Annotated in this window: 23 protein-coding genes; 8 read left to right on the top strand and 15 right to left on the bottom strand. The window is 60.8% G+C overall.

Features of this window, described 5'->3' with window-relative positions; genetic code table 11:
- Position 1: 1 nt before the first annotated feature.
- From HMPREF3101_RS05775 to lspA, 5 genes are all read right to left on the bottom strand, one after another.
- Entirely contained in the window at positions 2-697 is a 696-nt protein-coding gene (locus HMPREF3101_RS05775; RefSeq protein WP_070463664.1) for an ABC transporter ATP-binding protein, read from the bottom strand.
- Positions 698-852: 155 nt separating this feature from the next.
- On the bottom strand, positions 853-2,433 hold the full coding sequence (locus HMPREF3101_RS05770; protein WP_070463593.1) for an efflux RND transporter periplasmic adaptor subunit: 1,581 nt from the start codon (positions 2,431-2,433) through the stop codon (positions 853-855).
- A 40-nt stretch (positions 2,434-2,473) separates the two neighbouring features.
- Complete coding sequence (locus tag HMPREF3101_RS05765) at positions 2,474-2,989, bottom strand: hypothetical protein (protein WP_083280108.1); 516 nt, start codon at positions 2,987-2,989, stop codon at positions 2,474-2,476.
- Positions 2,961-3,890 (bottom strand): RluA family pseudouridine synthase, encoded by a 930-nt coding sequence (locus HMPREF3101_RS05760; protein ID WP_070463589.1) that lies wholly within the window; start codon positions 3,888-3,890, stop codon positions 2,961-2,963. The genes HMPREF3101_RS05765 and HMPREF3101_RS05760 overlap by 29 nt, the downstream gene beginning before the upstream one ends.
- Positions 3,887-4,381: a signal peptidase II gene (lspA, locus tag HMPREF3101_RS05755; RefSeq protein ID WP_070463587.1), complete on the bottom strand. Its 495-nt coding sequence runs from the start codon at positions 4,379-4,381 to the stop codon at positions 3,887-3,889. The genes HMPREF3101_RS05760 and lspA overlap by 4 nt, the downstream gene beginning before the upstream one ends.
- A 54-nt stretch (positions 4,382-4,435) precedes the next feature.
- On the opposite strand from lspA, the gene HMPREF3101_RS05750 reads away from it, so the two are divergent.
- The 4 genes from HMPREF3101_RS05750 (at position 4,436) to HMPREF3101_RS05735 (ending at position 7,693) form a co-directional block, all read left to right on the top strand.
- Positions 4,436-5,386, top strand: a complete 951-nt coding sequence (locus tag HMPREF3101_RS05750; protein ID WP_083280107.1) for a DUF6263 family protein — start codon at positions 4,436-4,438, stop codon at positions 5,384-5,386.
- Between the two features lie 9 nt (positions 5,387-5,395).
- Positions 5,396-7,093 (top strand): ABC-F family ATP-binding cassette domain-containing protein, encoded by a 1,698-nt coding sequence (locus HMPREF3101_RS05745; RefSeq protein ID WP_070463584.1) that lies wholly within the window; start codon positions 5,396-5,398, stop codon positions 7,091-7,093.
- 61 nt (positions 7,094-7,154) lie between these two features.
- Positions 7,155-7,400, top strand: coding sequence for a hypothetical protein (locus tag HMPREF3101_RS05740; protein WP_070463582.1), 246 nt, complete (start codon positions 7,155-7,157; stop codon positions 7,398-7,400).
- Entirely contained in the window at positions 7,400-7,693 is a 294-nt protein-coding gene (locus tag HMPREF3101_RS05735; protein WP_070463580.1) for a chymotrypsin family serine protease, read from the top strand. Before HMPREF3101_RS05740 ends, HMPREF3101_RS05735 begins: the two co-directional genes overlap by 1 nt.
- Here the strand turns inward: HMPREF3101_RS05735 and HMPREF3101_RS05730 are convergent.
- Positions 7,690-8,250 (bottom strand): WKL family lipoprotein, encoded by a 561-nt coding sequence (locus tag HMPREF3101_RS05730; RefSeq protein WP_070463578.1) that lies wholly within the window; start codon positions 8,248-8,250, stop codon positions 7,690-7,692. The genes HMPREF3101_RS05735 and HMPREF3101_RS05730 overlap by 4 nt on opposite strands.
- Before the next feature lie 43 nt (positions 8,251-8,293).
- Here HMPREF3101_RS05730 and HMPREF3101_RS05725 point away from each other — a divergent pair, with 43 nt between their 5' ends.
- A complete protein-coding gene (locus HMPREF3101_RS05725) occupies positions 8,294-9,199 on the top strand; it encodes an asparaginase domain-containing protein (RefSeq protein WP_070463575.1) in 906 nt (301 codons plus the stop codon).
- Here HMPREF3101_RS05725 and HMPREF3101_RS05720 read toward each other — a convergent pair.
- The 9 genes from HMPREF3101_RS05720 to ftsZ all read right to left on the bottom strand — a co-directional run bounded on the left by HMPREF3101_RS05720 (position 9,196) and on the right by ftsZ (position 19,878).
- Positions 9,196-10,578 (bottom strand): DNA polymerase IV, encoded by a 1,383-nt coding sequence (locus tag HMPREF3101_RS05720; RefSeq protein ID WP_070463573.1) that lies wholly within the window; start codon positions 10,576-10,578, stop codon positions 9,196-9,198. The genes HMPREF3101_RS05725 and HMPREF3101_RS05720 overlap by 4 nt on opposite strands.
- 42 nt (positions 10,579-10,620) lie before the next feature.
- Positions 10,621-11,877, bottom strand: coding sequence for an HNH endonuclease signature motif containing protein (locus HMPREF3101_RS05715; RefSeq protein WP_070463571.1), 1,257 nt, complete (start codon positions 11,875-11,877; stop codon positions 10,621-10,623).
- A gap of 56 nt (positions 11,878-11,933) precedes the next feature.
- Positions 11,934-15,116 (bottom strand): isoleucine--tRNA ligase, encoded by a 3,183-nt coding sequence (gene ileS / locus HMPREF3101_RS05710; RefSeq protein WP_070463570.1) that lies wholly within the window; start codon positions 15,114-15,116, stop codon positions 11,934-11,936.
- A 231-nt stretch (positions 15,117-15,347) separates the two neighbouring features.
- Entirely contained in the window at positions 15,348-16,319 is a 972-nt protein-coding gene (locus tag HMPREF3101_RS05705) for a DivIVA domain-containing protein (protein WP_070463566.1), read from the bottom strand.
- Between the two features lie 60 nt (positions 16,320-16,379).
- Positions 16,380-16,691, bottom strand: coding sequence for a YggT family protein (locus HMPREF3101_RS05700; protein WP_246816659.1), 312 nt, complete (start codon positions 16,689-16,691; stop codon positions 16,380-16,382).
- A gap of 14 nt (positions 16,692-16,705) precedes the next feature.
- Positions 16,706-17,161 (bottom strand): cell division protein SepF, encoded by a 456-nt coding sequence (locus HMPREF3101_RS05695; RefSeq protein ID WP_070463564.1) that lies wholly within the window; start codon positions 17,159-17,161, stop codon positions 16,706-16,708.
- A 46-nt stretch (positions 17,162-17,207) separates the two neighbouring features.
- Positions 17,208-17,903 (bottom strand): YggS family pyridoxal phosphate-dependent enzyme, encoded by a 696-nt coding sequence (locus HMPREF3101_RS05690; protein WP_070463562.1) that lies wholly within the window; start codon positions 17,901-17,903, stop codon positions 17,208-17,210.
- Positions 17,904-17,907: 4 nt separating this feature from the next.
- Positions 17,908-18,633, bottom strand: coding sequence for a peptidoglycan editing factor PgeF (gene pgeF / locus HMPREF3101_RS05685; protein WP_070463560.1), 726 nt, complete (start codon positions 18,631-18,633; stop codon positions 17,908-17,910).
- Between the two features lie 9 nt (positions 18,634-18,642).
- A complete protein-coding gene (gene ftsZ, locus HMPREF3101_RS05680) occupies positions 18,643-19,878 on the bottom strand; it encodes a cell division protein FtsZ (protein ID WP_070463558.1) in 1,236 nt (411 codons plus the stop codon).
- A gap of 160 nt (positions 19,879-20,038) precedes the next feature.
- On the opposite strand from ftsZ, the gene HMPREF3101_RS05675 reads away from it, so the two are divergent.
- The 3 genes from HMPREF3101_RS05675 to HMPREF3101_RS05665 all read left to right on the top strand — a co-directional run bounded on the left by HMPREF3101_RS05675 (position 20,039) and on the right by HMPREF3101_RS05665 (position 22,518).
- Complete coding sequence (locus tag HMPREF3101_RS05675) at positions 20,039-20,824, top strand: hypothetical protein (RefSeq protein WP_070463557.1); 786 nt, start codon at positions 20,039-20,041, stop codon at positions 20,822-20,824.
- 85 nt (positions 20,825-20,909) lie between these two features.
- Positions 20,910-21,509 (top strand): hypothetical protein, encoded by a 600-nt coding sequence (locus tag HMPREF3101_RS05670; RefSeq protein ID WP_070463555.1) that lies wholly within the window; start codon positions 20,910-20,912, stop codon positions 21,507-21,509.
- A complete protein-coding gene (locus HMPREF3101_RS05665) occupies positions 21,493-22,518 on the top strand; it encodes a hypothetical protein (protein ID WP_070463550.1) in 1,026 nt (341 codons plus the stop codon). The genes HMPREF3101_RS05670 and HMPREF3101_RS05665 overlap by 17 nt, the downstream gene beginning before the upstream one ends.
- Positions 22,519-22,669 lie beyond the last annotated feature (151 nt).

Below are 22,669 nucleotides of genomic sequence, written 5' to 3'. Positions count from 1 at the left end.
CTTATCCCGCGCTTTCCTGCACTCCCGCTGGGGTGCGTTCGCCGGAAATGCGGCCGTCCATAATCTCCACAATGCGCTGCGTTTCTTCCGCAAGCTCCGGGTTGTGGGTAATGAACACAATCGCTTTGCCCATCTCCTGGTTCAGCTTGTGGAACAGATCCATCACCAGCCGGCCGGTTTTGGAGTCAAGGGCGCCCGTCGGTTCGTCGGCAAGCAGCAGGTCTGGGTCATTGGCCAGCGCACGCGCAATAGCCACACGTTGCTTCTGACCACCGGAAAGCTCATTCGGGTTGTGGTGGATGCGATCCCCCATGCCCATCATGGCCAGCAGCTCTTCCGCACGTGCTTCACGTGTTTTGCGGTCTACGCCTGCGTACATCATCGGCATGGCCACGTTTTGCAACGCGTCGATGCGGCCGATCAAATTGAAGTTTTGGAAGATAAAGCCAATGTTTTTGCTGCGGTAGCTGGCAAGTTCCTTGTCGCTTTTCGCATACACCGGCTCCCCGTTAAACGCGTACGCGCCGCTGGTTGGCCGATCAAGCATGCCGATGATGTTCATCAGCGTCGATTTACCACCACCGGAGGGGCCGACAATGGAGACGAACTCTCGCTGCTTGGCATGAAAATCCACCCCGTGCAGCACGGTCAGCTCGCTCGGCTCACCCACGTTGTAGGTTTTGACCACACTGCGCATGTCAATGAGCAGTCCAGTGTCCGCAAGAGCTTGAGGCTTGTCGACGCCAGCGTCAACCTGTTCAGCCTGTTCAGCCTGTTCAACTTTTTCAGTCTCTTCGGCTTCTTCCCCGAAGAAGAACGGATCTTTTTCCTCTGCGTCCATGGGCGCCTCCCTTAGTTCGCTGCTGCGTCGGCTTTATCGGCTTTTTCAGCCTTATCGCTGCCGCCACGGGCCGCCGCAACGTCGGCAGGATCAAAACCCTCGTCGGTGATCTCTACGGTCTCGCCGAGACGGTCCTTGTAGTCTTCCGGCCAGTTGATCACGATGTCGCCAGCTTTGAGCTCACCGCCGGTGATGGCAACGTCAATGTCGTTGGAAGCGCCGGTTTCAACGGTGCGGACTTCTACCTTGCCGGAGCGGACGTTGTCCGAGTCGGTAGCCAGGACGAGGACTTGCTTCTTGCCGTCTTCTTCAAACACGGCGTCTGCCGGGACGTTCAGCGCGTTGTCGGATTCGGCTGTGATGATCTCAGCGCGCACGGTGCCGCCGAGCAGCAGCCCCTCGGTGTCTCCGGTGACCTCGATTTCCACAGGGAAAACCACGGCGGCATCGCCTCCGCCCTGCATGGCGCTCTTCGGGTCACTCGGCGTAGCTGCCGCCGGGGAAACGCGGGTGACGCGGCCTTCGAATTCCTTCTTGCCTGTGGCAGTGGAGGTGAACACCACACGGTTGCCCTTGGACACGTTCGGCACATCCGCTTCACGCAGCTCGGAGCGGATCAGCAGACGGGAGTCATCTGCAAGGCTGAGCACGCGTCCCTGCGGGATGTCACCTTCCTGAACGTCCACGCTGGTAACAACGCCGTTAATCGGCGAGTAGATGGTGGCTTCCTTCACCTGGTATTCCAGGGTGCCGTCGCCAGCCTCCAGCTGTGCCATCTCTGCCTGTCGGGAGGCGGAGTTGACCTGTGCCTGCAGCTGGCTGCGTTCCTGCTCCACCTGGGCACGCGCCGCAGCCAGGTTCGCCTTCGCGTCCTGCAGTGCGGCGTAGGCTTCTTCGACGCCGACCGCTGCTCCCGCGGCGGGTACGCCTGGTTCAACCGGAGCCGGTGCCGGTGCCGGAGCCGGAGCTGGTGCTGGAGCGGACTCAACGCCCGGCAACTGGAATGGTGGCGGCACTTGCTCTGGGTAGAGGTAGGCGCCGAACATGTCGCCGATGCGTGAAGAGATGCGCACAAGCCGCGGGCCACCGTTGGCGGCTACGGCTGCATCATAGGCGGCCTGCGCTTGATCCACTTGCGCTTGGGCTTGGCGGATGGTGGGGTTCGTACCGTTGTTGAGACTCTGGTTCAGTGCGTTGAGCTGGGCCTGAGCCTGCTCAACGCCCGCCTGCGCTTCGGCTTGTGCGTTCGCCTGCTGACGCTCTTGGACGGCCAGCTGGCGCTCCAGCTGCTCGGTGTCCATGGCGGCCAGGAACTGTTCCACCTGCACACGGTCGCCCGGAGCGACGGCGATGGTGCGCACCTCGGACTGCAGCGGCGTAGTGATCGACACAGCGCGCACAGGCGCAATCTTGCCGTTAACTACCACGCTGTCGGTTACGCCTTCTGCGCTGGCGATGGTGTAGTCACCTGGGGAAAGCCCGTCTGAGCCTGCCCCGTTTTCGCCACCGCCGACTCCACAGGAGGCCGCAAAGAGGCTCCCAGCCACGATGATTGCCGCGGTAGTGCGCTTAAAGTGTTGCCGCTTCGCCAAGGTGTCTCCTCACAAACAGGCTGCATTCAACTCTGGGAGACTATACACCTTGAGCGGGGTGATCCCCATGCCAAGGAAGGACGGTGAAGGCGCCCCACACGGCATCGGGCGGCAACATTTCCACAGCAGCCACATCAGCCCCACGTGCCACGTCTTTCAAGGCGTCCGCAGTGTCATACGCCACTACTGCCCCGATGCGTTGGTCTGTCACTCGCGCAAAGACATCGGCTCGGGTTTCGCCGGGTGGGGGTTCGGGGGTGGGGGTCAACGGGGCGTCGACAAGCAAAAGCCCATTGACGCGCTGCAGACTGGCCACTGCCGCCGCCGCCTCGCTCGGACTCAGCGGGCGAACAAACGTGACCAGACCAAAGGAAGGTTCGGAGCCTTCGCTTATCGACGCCCCCGCGCGCCCCTCATACTCCGACCACCCTTCCCCCGGCTCGATGCCAAGGGTGTCGCCCTGGATCGTGGGTGGTGTAGCTGGGGTGGCAAGGCCAACAACGTAGATGCCGGCGGCGAGAAGCGCGCTACAGAGCGCGAATGGTATCCAGCGCATGCTGCAAATCATCCGGGTACGGGGACTCAACCACCATGGAATCGCCAGTGCGAGGGTGCGTGAAACCAAGCTTCGTGGCGTGCAACCACTGGCGCTTCAGCCCCAGAGTTTTGGCCAGATTCGGGTCGCAACCGTACATCGGATCGCCTGCGCACGGGTGTCCAACGGCGGACATGTGGACGCGAATCTGGTGCGTGCGGCCAGTTTCCAAATGGACCTCCAAAAGGCTTGCGTGGCGGAAAGCCTCGATAACTTCGTAGTGGGTCACGCTCGGGCGACCGTCGTCCACCACCGCGAACTTCCAGCCAGAGGCCGGGTGGCGGCCAATCGGCGCATCGATCGTGCCCACAATCGGATCCGGCAACCCCTGCACCAGCGCGTGGTAGGTCTTGTCCACCGTGCGCTCTTTAAACGCATGCTTGAGCACCGAATACCCGGAGATACTGTTGGCCACCACCATTACCCCCGAGGTGCCCACATCCAGGCGCTGAACAATGCCTTTGCGCTCCGGCGGGCCGGCGTCTGGAAGGGTAAAGCCCATCGCCTGCAACCCCCCGACAACAGTCGGCCCCTCCCAGCCCAGCGTGGGGTGCGCGGCCACGCCAACCGGCTTATCCACGGCAATCACGTCATCGTCCTGATACAGAATGGTCAGCCCGTCTACGGGCTCCGCTTTCGGCAGCGGGGTAGATTTCGGCTCCGGCAGGGTCGCCTCAAGCATCACACCGGCCTCGACTCGGTGGGATTTAACAACCGCGCGCGAGTCAATGAGCACGTCTCCCGCCTCCACCATTTCCGCGGCCACGGTACGTGAGACGCCAAACAGCTTGCTCAGTGCGGCGTCTACACGCATACCGCTGAGGCCCTCAGGCACCGGTAACGAACGAAAATCCCCGCTCATTGCGTGCGCTCCTTGCGCGATGCACGCAACTCCGTGACAAACATCGCCACCACAAACACCACGACGCCGACGGTGATGCAGGCATCTGCAATATTGAATACGGCGAAACTGCCCACCGAGATGTAGTCCACCACGTGTCCGAACCAGAATCCCGGCTCACGAAACAGTCGGTCACACAGGTTGCCCAACGCGCCACCGGCAATCAGGCCGATGCCTACGGTTTCCCACTTGTTGGTGAGCTTCGGCGCGTACAGCAGGGCACCGACCACGAAGACAAGCTGGATGGCGGTAAACAGCCACGTCATGTTCTCCCCCATGGAGAACGCGGCACCTGGATTAAACAGCAGGTAGAACCGGAACCAATCCCCAATCACGTTGACGGCTTGTCCCGGCTCCAGCCAAGACAGCATCACCTGTTTAACCACTTGATCTATGGCGGCGGCCACGACCATGATCACCGCGACTAGCCCGAGGAAGTTACGTCCTTTCATCACCGAATCACTGTAGCCGCAAGATCTGTGGGTGGTGTGGGGTAGGTTCAGAATGTGCTGAAAAACCGTCTTCGCGCTTGTGCCGCCGCTGTCCTTGCTCTTGCTCTCACCGCCTGCGGGGGCACGAATGACCTGTTGGAGGGCGTTCCGGCCTTCCCTGTTGATGCCCCGCAGGTGAACTTGGTCAGCCCGGGCGACAACCCGCAGGTGCTCACCTACCAGGACGCCGAGGAGCCGTGGGAGGCCAACGTGGTGGTCTCCGGCGGTGTGGCTCAAACTGCGGATCCGAAGGATGATGCCAGTTTCAACCCAACCGCACCCGCCGGCGGGGACGTTATGGACACGGACCTCACGTTGACGGTGACGTCTGGGCCAGCGCGTGCACCGCAGGATGGTGAGGAGGATGCTGCGCGCGAGGTGGAGCTGATCACCCGCGGCGGCGGCCACACGGATCCAGACCTTGGTTTGGAAGTGGCCGGCAATGATGGCTTCACCATGCGATGGCGCGCAGCAGACTCCGGTGCGGTGCAGTCGTTGAAGATACTGCCACCAGTAGATTCGCCTGAGGCTGGCCGCGAGGTTGTGGAGCGCGCACTGCTAAGCGTGATGAATTCCACCGTGGTCTTCCCCTCCGAGCCCGTGGGTGTTGGTGGCCAGTGGACCGTGACCACGCGCGTGGCGGGTGATGCCGCAATGGTGCGCACCACCATGTACACCGTCCGTGCAATCAACGGCAGCGAAGTCCAGCTGGACGTGGATATTGAAGAGTCTCCCACCCAAAAAGAGCTGCGCATTGATAACGAGGTTGCCGGTGATTTGGACGGGGCGTCCCTAAACGTGGAGTCCGCCTCCACCACCTCTACCGGGGAGCTGACGGTGGATCTGAGCAAGCCTTTGCCCACCAACGGACAGATTGCCGCCACCACGCGCTTGGTCTACGCCGGTGACGACACGCAGTTCCGCATCGTGCAAGACGTTACCAACGCTGTGACGTACGGAAAGTAGGATTTGACCATGGTTGCCCCTTTACACATTGGCCTTGATGGCGTTTCCTTTTCCTACCCGGGTGGCCACCGGGTACTCACGGACATTAGCTTTGCTGTGCCATCCGGCTCTGTTACGGGACTGATTGGTGAAAACGGCGCGGGCAAGTCCACCCTGCTCGGGGTGATCTCCGGTGAGCTGACGCCGGATGCCGGTGTGTTGATCACCCCTCCGGTGACGGGCTTCATTGCCCAGGAGACGTCCCTGCCGTTTTCCGAGCCGGCACAGATGCTTATCGACGCCGCCGTGGCCGAACTCCGCGCCATCGAATCCGACATTGCCACCTTGAGTGAGCGTATGGCCGCCGAGCCGGAGAACACCACGGTGGCCGAGGAGTTTGACCGTGCGTTGGCGCGCGCCGAGAACTCGGGCCTGTGGGAATTGGATGCGCGTATTGCCACGGTGCTAGCTGGTCTGGGTTTGGCAAACGTCCCGCTTTCTACCCCGCTTGGTGGGATGAGCGGTGGCCAGCGCCGTCGCTTTGCATTGGCAACCCTGCTCCTTCGTCCTGTGGACGCCATGGTGTTGGATGAGCCGACGAACCACCTGGATGATGAGGCCGTGGACTTCCTCATCGGCGAGCTGGAGGCGTTCAAGGGCCCGGTCCTCGCGGCTTCACATGACCGCTACTTCCTGGATACGGCGTGTGACGGCATTGTGGATCTGGATCCTGGTTTGGGCCCAGAGGGCGGCTACGGTGAGGAGACTCGCCAGGGCGCGCGCTTTACGGGTGCGTTTAGTGATTACTTGAAAGCCCGTGAGGCACGCCGCGCGCGCTGGGAGACCGATTACGCCGCACAAGAGCACGAGCGCGAGCGCCTAGAGAAAGCCAGCAACCAGACCGCCGAAGACGTTTTTCACAGTCACGAGAACAAGACAGAGACGCGCAAGGCGGCGAAGTTCTACGCAGATCGCGCTGCGAAGACGGTGAGCGGGCGGCGTCGTGCAGCGGAGCAGCGTTTGGAGGCCCTTGAGCGCGAGGCGATTCCGGCGCCGCCGACCGCACTGCAGTTTCGTGGGCTTCCGCCGCATGCCGCGACGTCTATTGGCGTGCCTGCTATTCACGCCATTAACCTGCGGGTGCCTGAGCGCCTGTCACCGCTGTCCATCAAGGTGCAGCCCAGTCAACAGTTGCTGGTGGAGGGGCCGAACGGCTCGGGCAAGTCCACACTTTTGAAGATTTTGGACGGCTCTTTGAGCCATTACGAGGGCGAGCTGATCATCCCCGAGGAGCTCACCGTCGCGCGTCTGGCGCAGGACGACGACTGGGAGAACCTAGAGATCACCGCCGCACAGATGTTTGCTGCGCACACTCCTGCGGGCTCCCCTGACTTGGTGGAGATGGGCTTGATGAGTGAGGAACAGGCGGCGAAGAAGCTTGAGGATTTGTCGCTTGGCCAGCGCCGCCGCGTGTCCCTCGGCATCATTTTGGCTTCCCCGCCGGACTTGTTGCTTCTCGACGAGCCAACGAACCACCTCTCCCTCGCCCTAGCCGAGGAGCTCGAAGCTGCGTTGGTGGACTTCGCCGGCACCGTCGTGATCACCAGCCATGACCGTTGGGTACGCCGCCAGTGGCGCCGCCGGACCGAGCAGGGTGACTCCCGTGCACGGGTGTTGGCGTTGGCCACGATGTGGACGCAAGAGGTTTGGCGCGAGGACCGAGACTAGCTGGCATAATGTTCGCTGTGAATCCCTTAAGGCACTTGGCAGCATCCTTACAGTTTCAGCATTGGCGCTCACCGGCTGCAGCAACTCTGGTGGTACAGACGTTGTCTATGAAACCAGCACGCAGTGGGTGGAGCCCACTGATGAGCAGACCGTTGCCGCCCTCAAGAACAGCGAGATTGCGTGGGCTTGCGAGGATGAGCTGACCTATTTCTTGGACACCACAGGCTACGAGTTTGACTACCTCTCTGTAGACCCGTCTGCGCTGCGCTTATCGGTTGGGAACTCCTCCCCCCTGGCCAGCAGCTGATGGGCTACATCACTCCCCAGTACGCGCAGCAGCAGGGTATGTTGATCTGCCGCATCGGGTCCACCACCGGATACGCGTGCGGCGTCTTTGAGGAAATCGGAAGGGACGGTCAGTTCTACTTCCGCAACATCGTAGACCGTGGTGATTCCGGCGGCGCTATTTTCGCCCTCGATGACAAGGGCGCCTACGCACTAGGTGTGACCTCAAATGTGAGCGACTTCAACAAGACCCTCGCTGGCGGTATGGAAATCGCCAGCGCGATGGAGTACTGGGGTCTGACCCTCCACGGTTAGCTTGGGTTCACCGGTGCCGGTGCGACGGGGGCACCGGCGGCGCACATTTCTGGCACTTGGTCCTGCGGCAGCGTCGAGGAGATCAGGTTGCAGGCCCACTGCTGGGACAGCTTCCAGTGGCCGTCTTCGTGGACAAACATCACGTCATTAATCAGCGTCGGCTCGGTGTCCGGCGCGGTGAGGTTGACCGGTGCGAGCACCTGGTTCGGCTCAAAGTCCGCCAGTACCGGGTCGACGACCTGGAACTGTGCACCGGATTCAAGCTGGGACTGCGTCATCACACCGAAAAGCTCCGGTACGCTCTCGCCGCCCTGGACGGTGAGCATACGCTCCTCAATTGGCAGGTTCGGGTCAGCTGCGCGCTGCAGTACGCCGTTGAGTTCATCGGCGCTGGGCAGTTGCGCCGCCGGTGCGGCCGGCGCGGCTTCCTGCGAGGTTGATTCCTCCGTTGCGGTGCTGGTTGTGGTCGTGTCCGTCTCCGCGTCGCCCGAGCAGGCGGCCAGCGTGAGGCTCAGTGTTACGGCCGCGATGGTGGCGGCGATCTTCGGTGCATGCATAGTTCCTAGCGTAACTCACTTTCAATCTGGCACCATCATTCACATGAGCAACTCCGTTCTCGTCATCGCCACTGGCGGCACCATCGCGTGCACCACCAACGCCGACGGCGCACGTGTCCCTACGCTGACCGCCGCCGAGTTAATCACCCGTTCCGGCCGCACTGCAACGCCCTACGATGCAATCAGCCTTGACTCTTCTGCCATCACGTTTGCTGACTTAGACCTGCTTTTAGAGCTTTTGCTTGCCGACGCCACGTCAACCACCCCCATCGTCCTCACCCACGGCACCGACTCTCTTGCAGAAACCGCCCTTGCCATCGACCTTGTCTTGCCCGCCGACAGGACCGTGGTGCTCACAGGCGCCCAGCTGCCTGACGACCATCCGAACGCCGACGGCCCCGCCAACCTCCGCGGTGCTATCGACATGGCTGCAAATCCCCCTGGCCCCGGCGTATTTGTGCACTTCGGTGGCAACACGCTGCCCGCGCGCGGGCTGTATAAGCGCTCCACACAATCGCTTCGCGCTTTCGCTCTGACCACCGACACGCCTGCACCGCGTCCAGCGCCTGTGAAACATGCTCCCCTAGCTGACCTGAAGGTGCCAATCCTGCGCGCGTGGCCCGGTGCGGACGCTTCGCTTGTAGACCACGTGGCTAACGGCGGTGTCAATGGCACTGTCAACGGCATTGTGATCGAAGCCTTGGGTTCCGGCAACGTTTCCGCCCCGATGGGCGCAGCTATAGCCCGCGCCTGCGAGCGCGGTATTCCCGTGGTCATCGCAACTTCTGTCCCCCACGGCAGCGTGGAGTTTACCTACGGCGGCGCTGGCGGTGGTGCCACGCTAGGTAGTATCGGTGCCCTTCCTGCGGGCCCGTTAAGCGCTGGCCAGGCCCGCATCGCCTTGGCTACAGCCCTAGCCAGCGGCACCGACCCGCGCCTTTTGCTCTAGTTTCTCGCCAGCCAGTCACCCCAGTCCAGTGAGTCCAGCGGATCGGCCGGGCTAAGCAGCGGGTCGTCCACACGCAAACTGCGCATCCGTCCCGGGCCCGTGGAGCGAGTTTCAAACCGCACCGTCACCCAGCCCTTGCCGGTGCCTTGCACCCAGCCGTGGCCGTAGTCAGCGTGGTAGACGTCTTGCGTTGCATGCCACTGCCCTGCCTTTGGCGCGGCTTCACTGACCACCTCGACGTGCGGTGTGTCAACGTGGTCGCTGACTCCACTTTCGTAATCACTCGACGTTCGCGACGGCTGCACAATCACCTGATCGAGTTCCGGGAACAGCACGTCCTGCAGCGTGTCTTCCAACCCGGAGTAGGACACCCCAACCAATCTGATTGGGCCGACCTCATCCGGGTAGCGCACGATCTTAAACGCGGTGGCCAAAAGTGTGTCTGCATCATCGGTGGCGTACGGCAGCGTTGCGGAACGCGACTCAATCCGGAAGTCCGCCATCTTCAGTTTCACGGTTACTGTGCGAGCACCACGACCATCTTTCAACAACCTGCGATGGGATTCGGCGGATGCCCGTCGTAACGCTGCATCGATCTCCGGCACGGTGGTCAAATCCTGCGGATATGTGTGCTCCGAGGAAATCTGTTTCGACTCCGCACGCGGCGCCACCGGGCGATCATCCACCCCCCGTGCCAGCTGCCACAGCTGCTGGCCCACCACCCCGCCAAGGGCGATTGCCACTTCCTTCTCGCTGAGCGCGGCCAAGTCACCGATCGTCTCAATCCCCGCAGCTTGCAGCTTGGCGCCCGTGACCGGACCCACACCCCATAACTCCTCTACTGGCAGCGGGTGCAGGATCTCCAGTTGCTCGGCGTGCGGGATGAGGAACACCCCGTCCGGTTTCGCCAACCCGGAGGCAATCTTGGCGTACTGCTTACCAGAGCCAGCGCCGATTGAACTCGGCAGGCCGGTTTCGCGTTTGATTTCCGTGCGGAGGTTATTGGCCCAGGTGCGGACGTCGTCCGGTGTGGCGTCGATAAGCTGCTGGGGCTCCATAAACGCCTCATCAATAGACAGCTGCTCCACTACCTCCGCATGCCTACCGATGACCTCAAACACGCGCCTAGACGCAGCTTGATACACCGTCCTGCGCGGGGAGACCAACACCACCCGGTTACCCACCAACCGCGCCGCCCGGTGCGTAGGCATGGCGGAACGCGCACCGTACTTACGTGCCTCATAACTCGCGCCCGCAACCACGCCCCGACCACTCACGCCTCCCACCAACACAGGCCGACCTTTCAGCGTGGGTCGGGTCAACTGCTCGACGGAGGCGTAAAACGCGTCCATGTCAATGTGCAGCACCCAGCGAGGCATAGCCCCTACGGTACCGCCTGCTATTTTCCGCGCCGCGGAAAATCAGGCAAAGCTCGCACCCGTTCGCATCTCAACTACACCTCCCGCCCGTACCGGCAACCCGCGGTTGCGCGACACAAACTTTGAGCCATCCCTAAAACTGAACTCCACATTCGGACCATGCTTTCCCACTTCCGCAATGCCGTGGCTGACCAGCGAATGGCAGCTCGAGCACAGCGGGATCAAGTTGCCAATGTCAGTCGTGCCACCATCGGACCAATCCGTAATGTGGTGAATCTCAATAAACCGCGAATGCGTACACCCCGGCATGGCACACTGGTGGCCCCACACGTCAAGCAACGCTTCCACCTGGCCGTCGCTTGCTAGCCGACGCTTCCTGCCGAAGTACATGGTCAGCCCTTTCGAATCCAACATATGCACCCGTGCTACCGCATCCGCAACGTAATGACGCAGCGTGCTCGCCGGCGCCTGGGGGTTCGTGGGCATCCACGCTTTGCCATCTTCGGTCAGCATGATCGTCACCTGCGCGCCGGGCGCGCGCACCGGTGCCCGAGGGTTGCTCCGTACCATCTGCACCATGCTCACCAGTGCGGCATACAAATCAGCCTTCACCGGCGGCCCATAGCGCGAGGGCACACCCAGAATGTTGTCCGCGGTTATGCGGCGCTCCGGTTTAGCGTCTTCAACCTGCTCTGCGGGACACGCCTCCTCGGCGTCCTCACCTTCATCGCCAGCGGCCGCCAGCTGCGCAATCTTGAGGGCCGCCATCAGCTCCTGGCCTTCTACCGGCGGTAGCAGGAACTCGCCGACAACCATGCCGTCTTCGCGCACCCAGGTCTTGAAAAACGGCGCTTCGGGCTCATCCCGGTCCTGCTCCCCGCCGGCAAGTGCCTTTAGCAGCTCGGAATAACACACGCCTCGTGCTAATTCGAGCAGCTCAAGCTCATTTTCTAACGTCATGTACCGCAACAACAATCTGACTACGGTGTAGTCCACTTCGCCGTTGAGGAAGGCGAGCATCAATTCGTCGAAAAGCAAGAGCTTCCGGCCAACCGACACGTACTCATACGCCGTTGACGTTTTCATGCCCAGGTTGCGCGTAAGCCATGCGCCAGTGCTGGCTGCACCGAGCTCTACGGCGCGGCCCAGTGCGTCAAATTGCGCGATTTCATATATCAGCCGCGCCCGCGACGTGGTGGAATGGTGGCTAGCGAGGTAGATGCGCAACGCATGCTCATACGCCGCATCTTCACCGGTGTTTAGGCTGGTAGCGAGGGTGTTTTCTAAAGTAATCGTCATACGACGACCCTATAACACACACCTCACACACCAACCCAAGCAATCGAACAGGTGAGCTATTGCTTCACGACGCTCGCACGCACCCCATCAACCACCTCAACGCCCGACTCCAACGCCTCGGTAGTCACCTCAAAACTGGTCGCCAGGGTCTCGGCAGCGATGTGCTCAGCGTGACGCTGCGCCCACTCGTGGCGAGCTTCCGGCACGGACAGCACGACTGCGATACGATCAGAAACCGCCAGGCCAGCGTGCTTGCGCGCATCCTGCAGGCGACGGATCACGTCCGCAGCCCAGCCCTCAGCCTCGAGCTCCTCGGTGACCGAGGTATCAAGCACGACCAGGCCAACGGTGCCGTCGGTGGACTCAACGCGGGTGGTGGAATCGGGATCCTCCGCAACCAGACGCTCGGTGTAGAGTTCCGGGGTGAGCACAATATCACCGTCAACCACAACGTTGTCGCCCTCGCGCACGTAGTTGCCAGCCTTGACGTTCTTGATCGCGCGCTGCACGTCCTTACCCAGCGTCGGACCAGCGACCTTAGCGTTGACAACGACTTCGAAGGTGCCTGCAGCATCTACGTCCTGGCTAAGCAGCAGCTCCTTGACATTGACCTCATCGCGGATCACACCTGCAAACGGCTCAAGCACCTGTGCATTCGCCATAGCCACGGTCAGCTTCGGCAGCGGCAGACGGTTGCGCAGCTTGCGGGCCTTGCGTACCGACGACGCCGCGGAGCAAACCGCACGCGTCGCATCCATCGCAGCCACCAGATCCGCATCCGCCGGGAACTGCTCAGCCTTCGGGTAATCCGTCAAATGCACCGAACGCTCACCCGTCAGACCACGCCAGATGACCTCACTGATGTACGGCAACAGCGGCGCAGCCGCACGGCACGTAGCCTCAAGCACCGTGTACAACGTGTTGAACGCCTCAGGGTGCTCCTCCTGGCCAGCCCAGAAACGATCACGCGAGCGACGCACGTACCAGTTAGTCAGCGTGTCTGCGAAACGACGCAGCTCATCGCACGCATCCGCAATACGGGTGTCCTCCAAAGCGGCACCAACGGCCGCAACCATGTCATGCGTCTTAGCCAAGATGTAGCGATCCAGCACGTCCGTGGAATCCACCGACCACTTCGCGTCCTCCGAAGAGTACAGCTGTAGGAACGTGTACGCGTTCCAGATAGGCAAGATGGCCTGGCGCACGCCTTCGCGAATGCCCTGTTCGGTGACGATCAGGTTTCCGCCGCGCAGAATCGGGCTGGACATGAGGAACCAACGCATCGCGTCAGACCCATCACGGTCAAAGACCTCGTTGACATCCGGGTAGTTACCCTTCGACTTCGACATCTTCAGCCCATCATTGCCCAGCACAATGCCGTGGGCGACGACCTTCTTAAACGCAGGGCGGTCAAACAGCGCCGTGGACAGCACGTGCTGCACATAGAACCAACCACGGGACTGACCCGAGTACTCCACAATAAAGTCCGCCGGCTGACGAGCATCGTGCTCTTCCACGTTCTCGAACGGGTAATGGTACTGCGCAAACGGCATAGAGCCCGACTCGAACCAGCAGTCCAGCACGTCCGGCACGCGGCGCATCATGGACTTGCCCGTCGGATCATCCGGGTTCGGACGCACCAACTCATCAATGTGCGGGCGGTGCAGCGACTTCGGACGCGTGCCAAAGTCACGCTCCAGCTCCTCCAGCGAACCGTAGACGTCTACACGCGGGTATTCCGGATTATCCGACACCCAAGCCGGCACCGGGGAACCCCAGTAACGAGTACGCGAGATGTTCCAATCGCGCGCACCCTCCAGCCACTTGCCAAACTGGCCGTCACGCATGTGCGACGGGATCCAGTCAATCTGCTGGTTGAGCTCCACCATGCGCTCGCGAATGTCCGTAACCTTCACAAACCATGCCGGCAGCGCCATGTAGATCAGCGGCTCGCCAGAGCGCCAGGAGTGTGGGTAGGAGTGCATGATCGTCTGATCACGCACAACACGGCCCTTAGCACGCAGGTCACGGATGATGTCACGGTTCGCATCAAAGACCAGCTGGCCCTGGTAGTCCGGAACCAGCGAGGTGAACTTGCCATCCGCATCCACCGGGATGACCAGGCCGATACCGTAGTCCTCACAGGTAAACATATCGTCCTCGCCAAAGGCCGGAGCCTGGTGGACTACGCCGGTGCCGTCCTCAGTGGTGACGTAATCCGCGTTGAGCACCATGAACGCATTTTCCTGGTCACGGAAGTAGTCAAAGACCGGCTCATACTCCAAGCCCTCCAGCTGCGCACCGGTGAAGGTGGCAACCGTGGTGAACTCGCCCAGCTCCTTCGCGTACGCACCGGTTAGGCCAGACGCGAGCAGCAGATTGCGGCCAGCAAAGCCCTCAACCCCATCCTGACCAACTTCGACCAGGCTGTACTCCACGTCAGGGTGGACGGCCAGAGCCAGGTTGGATGGTAGGGTCCACGGCGTCGTCGTCCAGGCGATCGCGGCTGCGTCGTGCAGCTCCGGGTGCTCCGCCCAAGTCTTCTCCGCGGCAAAGCCTGCGCGCGCGCCCGTAAACGGCATGGTCACGGTCACCGTCGGGTCCTGGCGCTCACGGTAGGAGTCATCCAGGCGAGTCTCCTGGTTAGACAGCGGCGTGTGCTCCGCCCAGGAGTAAGGCAAAACGCGGAAGCCCTGGTAGATCAAGCCCTTGTCATAGAGTTCTTTAAAGGCCCACATGACGGACTCCATGTACTCCGGGTCCATCGTCTTGTAGCCATTCTCAAAGTCCACCCAACGCGCCTGGCGGGTGACGTAGTCCTCCCACTCACCCGCGTAGTGCATGACAGATTTCGCGCAGTACTCGTTGAAGGCTTCAAGACCCATGTCCTCGATCTGAGCCTTGTCAGTGATACCAAGCTGCTTCTCTGCCTCAAGCTCCGCGGGCAAGCCGTGGCAGTCCCAGCCGAACACGCGCGGGACGTGGAAGCCAGCCTGTGTGCGGTAACGCGGCACGATGTCCTTGACGTAGCCGGTAAGCAAGTGGCCATAGTGCGGCAGGCCGTTGGCAAACGGCGGGCCGTCATTAAACACGTATTCTTCGCAGCCCTCGCGGTTCTTCAGCGAAGCCTGGAAGGTGCCATCCTTCTTCCAATAATCCAGCACCACGCGTTCCATATCAGGGAACTTGGTGCCGCCGGCCGTCATGTCGGCCTTGGGGTAAACGCCGCCAACTGTCATGAGTTGTTCTCCTCCACTACGTTTCATTCGCCGCAGGGACGCAGCCATAAAGGCCACGCGGTACCACCCTGCTTGAGCTCCAGTTGCCTGGGGCCCCGCTTCGTTGTGGAGGAAGTGACGTCTTCCGTGTACGTCCGGTTCTACTGAGCCTAAACGGGCCGTTCTTCCGGAACGCTCCCCGGTGATTGCCGGATCAATGCGTATGTGGGCTATATGCTAGCCCACGTTGAGTTACTTGTCGCCGTTCGGTGCGAAGCTGCCGCGAGACTCCAGATCTTCCAGCTGGGAGGTCAGCAACGTCTTCAAACGAGTGCGGTACTCACGCTCGAAGGTGCGCAGCTCAGCAATACGAGCCTCCAGAGCGGACTGCTGCTGCTTCACCGTGTTCATAATCTCGGTGTGCTTACGCTCAGCGTCAGCCTGCAGCTGCTTCGCCTTTTCCTCAGCCTGGCGTACCTGCGCCTCTGCACGCAAGGTGGCGTCAGCGGTGGTCTCCTTGGCCTTCTTCTCAGCCTCGGTGACAAGCTGGGTAGCCTGCTGCTCAGCGTCACGGGCAGTGCGCTCGGCCTTTGCCTGTGCCTCCTGCACCTGCTTCTTGGAGGAAGCATCCGCCTCTGCCAGCTGGCGCTGTGCAGCGGTCTTCGCCTCCTGGAGCATGGTCTGTGCCTCGTTCTGAGCGTCAGAGGTCAGGCGCTCTGCCATCTCCTGCGCCAGACCAAGCACCTTGGCTGCCTGCACGTGAGTGTCAGCGTTTGCTACACCGGCCGACGCCTTCTGCTCCGCCGGGCGGGCCTGTACCGCAGCAGCCGGAGCGGACGCGTTCTTCGCAGCCTTCTCAGCGTCCTCGCGGGCCTTCTTAGCCTCCTCGCGAGCAGCGGCCAGCTCAGCCTGCGCCTTCTCCTGAGCCTTGGTTGCCTTGTTCAGGCGCTCCTCATACTCATCGCGCAGCTTGGCCTCTACTTGACGACGCACCTCCGCCTCATCAACTTCACTAACCTGTGCAGCCGGAGCAGCCTGGGCACTCTGGCCACTAGAAAGCTCCTCCACGCGTGCACGCAGGTCATCATTCTCATCCTGCAGCTGGGCAAGTGTGTCCTCGACGAGGTCAAGGAACTGATCAACCTCGTCCTCGTTGTAGCCACGCTTGCCAATCGGTGGCTTGCTAAAGGCTACGTTGTGCACGTCTGCTGGTGTCAGCGGCATGAGCGGTCCCTTCGATGTTGGAAAGAGTTAAACACGGATAGTTTAACCCAACGTTGAGCGTTAGACATGCAAGGCGGGTCGAATGAGCACTCCCTGAATCAAGGACTGCACAATTGCAAGCGCAAAAAACAAGACTAAAACGCTCACATCAAGACCCACGCCACCGCCCATACGCAGCGGCGGAATCAGCTTGCGCAACGCTTTGACCGGCGGATCTGTAATCACAAAAACCGGCTCCGCCGCCAGGGAAAACCAGGTGGGCGGGTCAAAGCGCTTGGAGAACGCCTGCACCATCTCAATGATGATGCGGATGATCACCGCAAGCATATAAAGCCCAACGAGGGCATAAAGAATTGCGCCGAAAAAAGCCACGAAGCATTCCCCCGCTAGAGACGGGCGACGCGCTTGAGCTCATCGGTGGAGATGCGCGCGTTTTCCGGGACGATAGCGAACACGCGGCGGCGAGAACCTGTGTTACGAGCCAGGTTCAGCATGCTGCCGCGCAGTGCGAAGCACAGACCAGCGGCAAAATCCACAACACGCTTGGCGTCCGCTGCTTCCAAGTCGGTCAGGTCCATGATCACAGCATCGCCGTCACGGAACGGCTCACCAATCTCCTTCGCGTCGTTGTAAGAACGCGGGGCGGTGGAGATAATCTCCGGGGCGAACGAGCGGGCGATCGGCTCACGCGGAGCGCGCTCAATGTGCTGGGCACGCTGCGGTGCGGCATGCTCGCGCACTTCACGCGTTTCGCGGTACTGCTGATCGTCGTAGTAGGCGTCCTCGGCGTCGTCGTACGGGCCGAAACCGAAAAATTCTTTGGCGGTGCCGATAAAGGACATTAGTGCTGCTCCTCGCATGTTTGCGGGTGGTGGAAAGATATGGAAATTAGCCTACGGGTCGCGGGCCAAACACTGCGGTTCCGACACGCACGATGTCCGACCCACAGGCAATTGCCTCCTCAAAATCCCCACTCATCCCGGCAGAGAGTTGGAGGGGGCGGTCAAGTTGGTTCGCGTAGGCGTCGGCAAGCAAACGAAGCTCCTCAAACACCTTGGCCGGCTCGACGTTAAGCGGCGGCACAACCATAAACCCCTTGAGCTCCAGGTGCTCATGCTTTTCGACGACCTCCGCCAACTCCCCCACCCCATCTAGGGCAACCCCGCCACGCGCAGTGTCGCCATCAAAAGAAACCTGGATCATGCAGGGCAAAATCTCGCTCGTGCGATCCCCACGCTCAAGGGCAAGCGCCATGCCGCGGTTCAAACCGTCGGCGAGCCTGACCGAGTCCAGCGAGTGCACCTCCGCGGCCCAGCGCGCAACCGCGTTGGCTTTCTTCGTCTGGATCTGGCCGATCATGGCGATGCCGCAGACCTCGCCTAGCTCGGCGGCCTTGTCACGCGCTTCTTGCTCCCGGTTCTCACCAACGAGGGTGATGCCACAGGCGGCAACTTCGCGGATTGCAGACGCCGGGTGGAACTTACTCACCGGAAGCAACTGCACACTGCCAGGCACACGGTCTGCCGCCTGCTCAGCCGCGCGAATACGTTCCCGTACAGCGTTAATGTTTTCTGCGATGGTCATGGTTTTACGCTCCCGTCAGCCAAATCACGCCCGCCTGCCGGCCCGTCGTGCCCTCGCGGCGGTACGAGAAAAAGTCAGTATCAGTCACCGTATCGCGCGGATCCGCATCCACATGCGTCACGCCTAGAGACAACAGCTGGCGCACCAGGCCCGCACGGATATCTAAGCCGGTAGTTCCTTTCGACGTCTTCGTCATAGACCCCGGCAGCCGCGACTCCACATCACGCGCCATCTCAAGCGGCACCTCATAGGAAGCGCCTGCCGCTGCGGGGCCCAGAAGCACCTGGATGTTCGCAGGATTTGCACCCAGCTCCACCATCTTTTCCACGGTCTTTTTCACAATGCCGTTGCGTGCGCCAAGACGTCCCGCGTGCGCTGCGGCGATCACCCCAGCATTGTGGTCCGAGAGCAGCACCGGCACACAGTCTGCAACCAACACGCACAGAGCCAGCCCGGGCTGGGTGGTCACCACCGCATCGGTTGCCTCGACCGGCTCGGACTGCGGAGCGCCAACCACGGTCACCGTGTTGGTGTGCAGCTGCTCCATCCACACAAACTGCTCGGGCTTAAGGCTCAAGATTTCGGCGAGACGCTGGCGGTTACTCGCTACGTCCTCCGGGGCGTCACCTACGTGATCGCCCAGGTTGAAAGAGGCGTACGGCGACGAAGACACCCCGCCCGCTCTGGTAGTAAACACCATGCGGACGGGGCGTGAAGCAAGATCAGTCATGCGCACAAACTAGCGCATGAAGTCCGGAACGTCGACGTCGAAGTCATCATCAAAGCCACCACGACGGTCGTGATCCGTGTTGGTGAACAGGCCAGAGCGCGGGGACTCGTAACGGTGGCGAGGCTGGTAGTCGTCGGTGGGGTTCACGCGATCGTCGAAAAGCGAACCGCGCGCCGGCGCCTGCTCAACTGGCACAGACGGCCCAGAAGGCTGGGCCTCAGCCTGTGCCTCATGCGTCTCACCCGGGACGACCGGCTGGTGCAGCTCTGGGTTCTGCTCAGCGTGCTGCAGCTTGTTGGCAACCTCATCGAAACCGGTGGCGATGATGGTCACGCGGACCTCATCACCCAAATTGTCATCAATGATGGTGCCGAAGATGATGTTCGCGTCATCATCCGCCTTCTCCTCCACGATGGTGGCAGCAGCGTGCACCTCCTGTAGACCCAGGTCAGAGCCACCGGCGATGGAGATGAGCACGCCTTTCGCACCCTCCATCGTGGTCTCCAGCAGCGGCGAGTTAATGGCCTGCTCGGTCGCCGTCATCACACGGTTGTCACCACGTGCGGAGCCAACGCCCATGAGCGCGGAACCAGCGTCAGCCATAACGGAACGAACGTCCGCAAAGTCCACGTTGATCATGCCCGGGATGGTGATCAGGTTCGTAATACCCTGCACGCCGTTGTAGAGCACCTCGTCCGCTGCGCGGAAGGCGTCCATCATGGACAGCTCAGCGTCTCCAAGCTGCAGCAGGCGATCGTTCGGAATCACGATAACGGTGTCGCAGACCTCCTTGAGGTTCTCAATGCCCTCAAGAGCCTGACGAGTACGACGCTTTCCCTCAAACGAGAACGGACGAGTCACAACACCAATGGTCAGCGCACCCATCTTCTTCGCAATGCCCGCGACAACCGGCGCAGCACCAGTGCCGGTGCCACCGCCCTCGCCTGCGGTAACGAAGACCATGTCAGAGCCCTTCAGAGACTCCTCAATCTCCTGCTTGTGGTCCTCAGCGGAAGTGCGGCCCACCTCCGGGTTCGCGCCAGCGCCGAGGCCACGGGTTGCCTCGCGGCCAATGTCCAGCTTGGTGTCCGCATCAGTAAACAGCAGCGCCTGGGAGTCCGTATTTATGGCGACAAATTCGACGCCCTTCAAGCCTTCCTCGATCATGCGGTTCACAGCGTTAACACCGCCGCCGCCGACACCGACGACGCGGATCATGGCGAGGTAGTTCGCGGGAGAGGTCATATGGGGATCTCGCCTTTCCAAAGTTGAAGATGGGAAGCAATTCAGTGGTTCCCATAATCGGCGAAAACGATGAAGTTTTTGTGTTCTCAATCGGCGTGTCACAACCCTAAACCTCAGCTTTAAGGTTCTGACCTGGGGTTTTGTTGCGGATGTTACAGCTGTGACTACTTTTCTGGAGCCGCGGGTAGACAACGGGGGTGGCGGATTCTTCAGAATCAATGATTCGTATGCGTCGCTTCAGGAATACTGCGCATACAAAGAACTAACCGAAGGGGGAAATGCAGTGTTGAAAAAGGCTTTTGTTGTACTTCCGGGGGCTGTGGTGTCAGCGCTTGCGCTGAGCGCCTGCGTGCCAAGCGCGAAGATTGAATCGCTTGGTGTTGGCTCTGAGACTGGTGTTTCTTCGGTTGCTGAGGCTGAGGGTACTGCTCAAGCGACTACTAAGCCCCGCGGCTTCGCCTTCGAATCCGGGTTCCTCGAATTCGGGGACTTCGACCCCTACGCGCTTGGCGACGATATTTTTAACCCCTGCACCGAAATCACTTTGGAAGAATACGCGGCGGCGGGGTTTCCGGGGATTGAGATTGTTAATGAGGGGTGGCCGATAAGCGAGTTAAGCTTCTGTGAAATTCCTAGCACCGATGAGCAGCTAGACCGTGCAATCGTCACTTCCTTTGACAACGGCAACACGAATCGCGAAATGATTGAGATGCAAGGATTGATGCTCCCCCATTACAGATCTGAATTAATCCCCGAGCTGTTCGCGTTTGCTGCTACCAACCACGACCCAAGCCTTTGCTATACCCAGGTCGATACCCTCCGTGGTGGTTTCGGCGCATCTGCCGGAGGCCTTGCACATAATGTGACTCAGGCAGAAATGTGCGAACTATCGATTCACATCTTTGAACAGCTCTTCCTACAATTCGGCACAGGCAATGTCCACTAAAGTGTGCACGCAAAAGGTTCCATTTCTCCCAGCGAAGATTTAAGCTTCTCCCCAAACACGTAATCAAAAGTAAAAGGGGGTTATTTTGTCGCAGCAAGTGCGCCTTGACATCGAATCTTTGTTGGCAGGCATCAAGTTACTTAAGGAGGAAGCCTCTTCAATTTTGCATCCTTTCAAGCGAGGATTTAAGAGCGAGTTAGCCGTGTTCTCCAACGTCACCGGCTACCGCGAAGCTGGTCAGGCGTTGGGACTCATCTCGTCCATGAGTGCGCCGGAATCATTCAAGGTTCTGGCCTCGCACCTGATGGACGCCGCGAACGTTTCAGAGATCAATCTGAAGAATATGAAACGCTCCGATGATTCGCTTGCGGGCATGTTCAAAGGTATTGCCCTAGCTACATTGAATCCGCTCATGGAGGAACTCGGGCAAATAGAAGCATCACTGAACGTTGTCAACGCGAAGGCAACCGCGTTCCACCCGCAAGCGCCAGTAGCGGCACCGCCGATGACTTTGCACATCCTTGAGCAACTCCTAGCGGCCACAAATATCGCCGCCGCGGAAGCAGAGGCAGCGAACTGGACGCTTATGGCGCGGGCCATTGATGAATCAGTCGTGGCACTCTTCGGCGTGAAAAAACTCGTTCGCCACCTCGCTAGAAACCAGGTGGGTGCGGCGCGGCGATGAACGCATTAACAGGATCCAGCATGCTGGCAACGCGTACGCACGGCGTGCCGACGCCATGTCTATGCACACCAGCGCACTCGCCAAGTCAGCGGCGGCAGAGACAGCGATGGCTGCAGCCGCTGCTGCTGTGGCGGTTGGCCTACCTCCTACGATCCGTCCCGCTTACGAAGCGACCTACCTCGCCTCCTTCGGCCCACGCGCCAGCTCTCAGCTGGTAGCAACGATTCCGACGTTTACAAAACTCTTGCCGGACCTAGACCAGGTCCCGGGCAATCCTTTCGATATCCGCGAGGCGAAACAACCCGCTGCCCCGTCGTTTGACCGCTCACCATTGCCAAAGGTCATCCGCGATTCTTTCATGGCACTCGGCCATGGCGATCTGGCTCATGCAGCTACGCCTGATGATGTCATTAATGCTTACGGCAAGGTCAACCCGGATGTTGTCGAGGCGATTAAGGCAGGCTCAACCCAAACCCAGGCTGCTTCCCTGTCGGCACCTTCCATGCCGCCGACGCTCAACCCTGGTGCCGGTATGCCTGGCGGCGCACCGGGCGGCCCGGGTTCTGCCGCAGGTATGAATTCGATTTCCCCAGGTGCGATTGGCAGCAATGCGGCTGGTGTCGGCTCCAGTACAGGTGCGAACACCGGCGGTGGCCTTGCCACAGGCATCGGCGCAAGTGGCAAGGGCATGGGTTCCGGCGGTGGCATGGGTTCCGGCGGTGGCCCACTTAACGGCGCAGGTGCACCCGGCACAGGAGCTGCTCCAGGTGCAAACGCTTACAGCGCAAGCGGCACAAACCCTAGCGCACAGGCACGTTCGACAACGGTCGCTGGCGGCCCTATGGCCATGGGCACTGGCGGCGGAGCTGGAGGCCAAGGCAATCAGCGTAAAGCTGCAAAAGTACAGGCAGTCACCAGTGCTGTTGAACGCGAAGGAAACCTAAAGGCGCTGCTTGGCGAGGCCCCACTCGTCCTCCCAAACGTTATCGGACACAATGTGCGCGACTAGCGACCCGTTTGCAGGACACAGGTTTTCCGCCGCGCGGAAACGTTCTTCTGGAATTGGCCGCAAGACCAGGAACAAGCACTTGAGTCCAAACCGTTCCCGCCTGGCGTCGTTGTTCAGGCGACTCTCGGGACGGTACGGAGAGCCTCCAAAC

This window comes from Corynebacterium sp. HMSC29G08, from assembly GCF_001806875.1.
GTDB lineage: Bacteria > Actinomycetota > Actinomycetes > Mycobacteriales > Mycobacteriaceae > Corynebacterium.
Note: the sequence above shows the minus strand (reverse complement) of the source record. Positions and strands in the feature narration are given on the sequence as shown.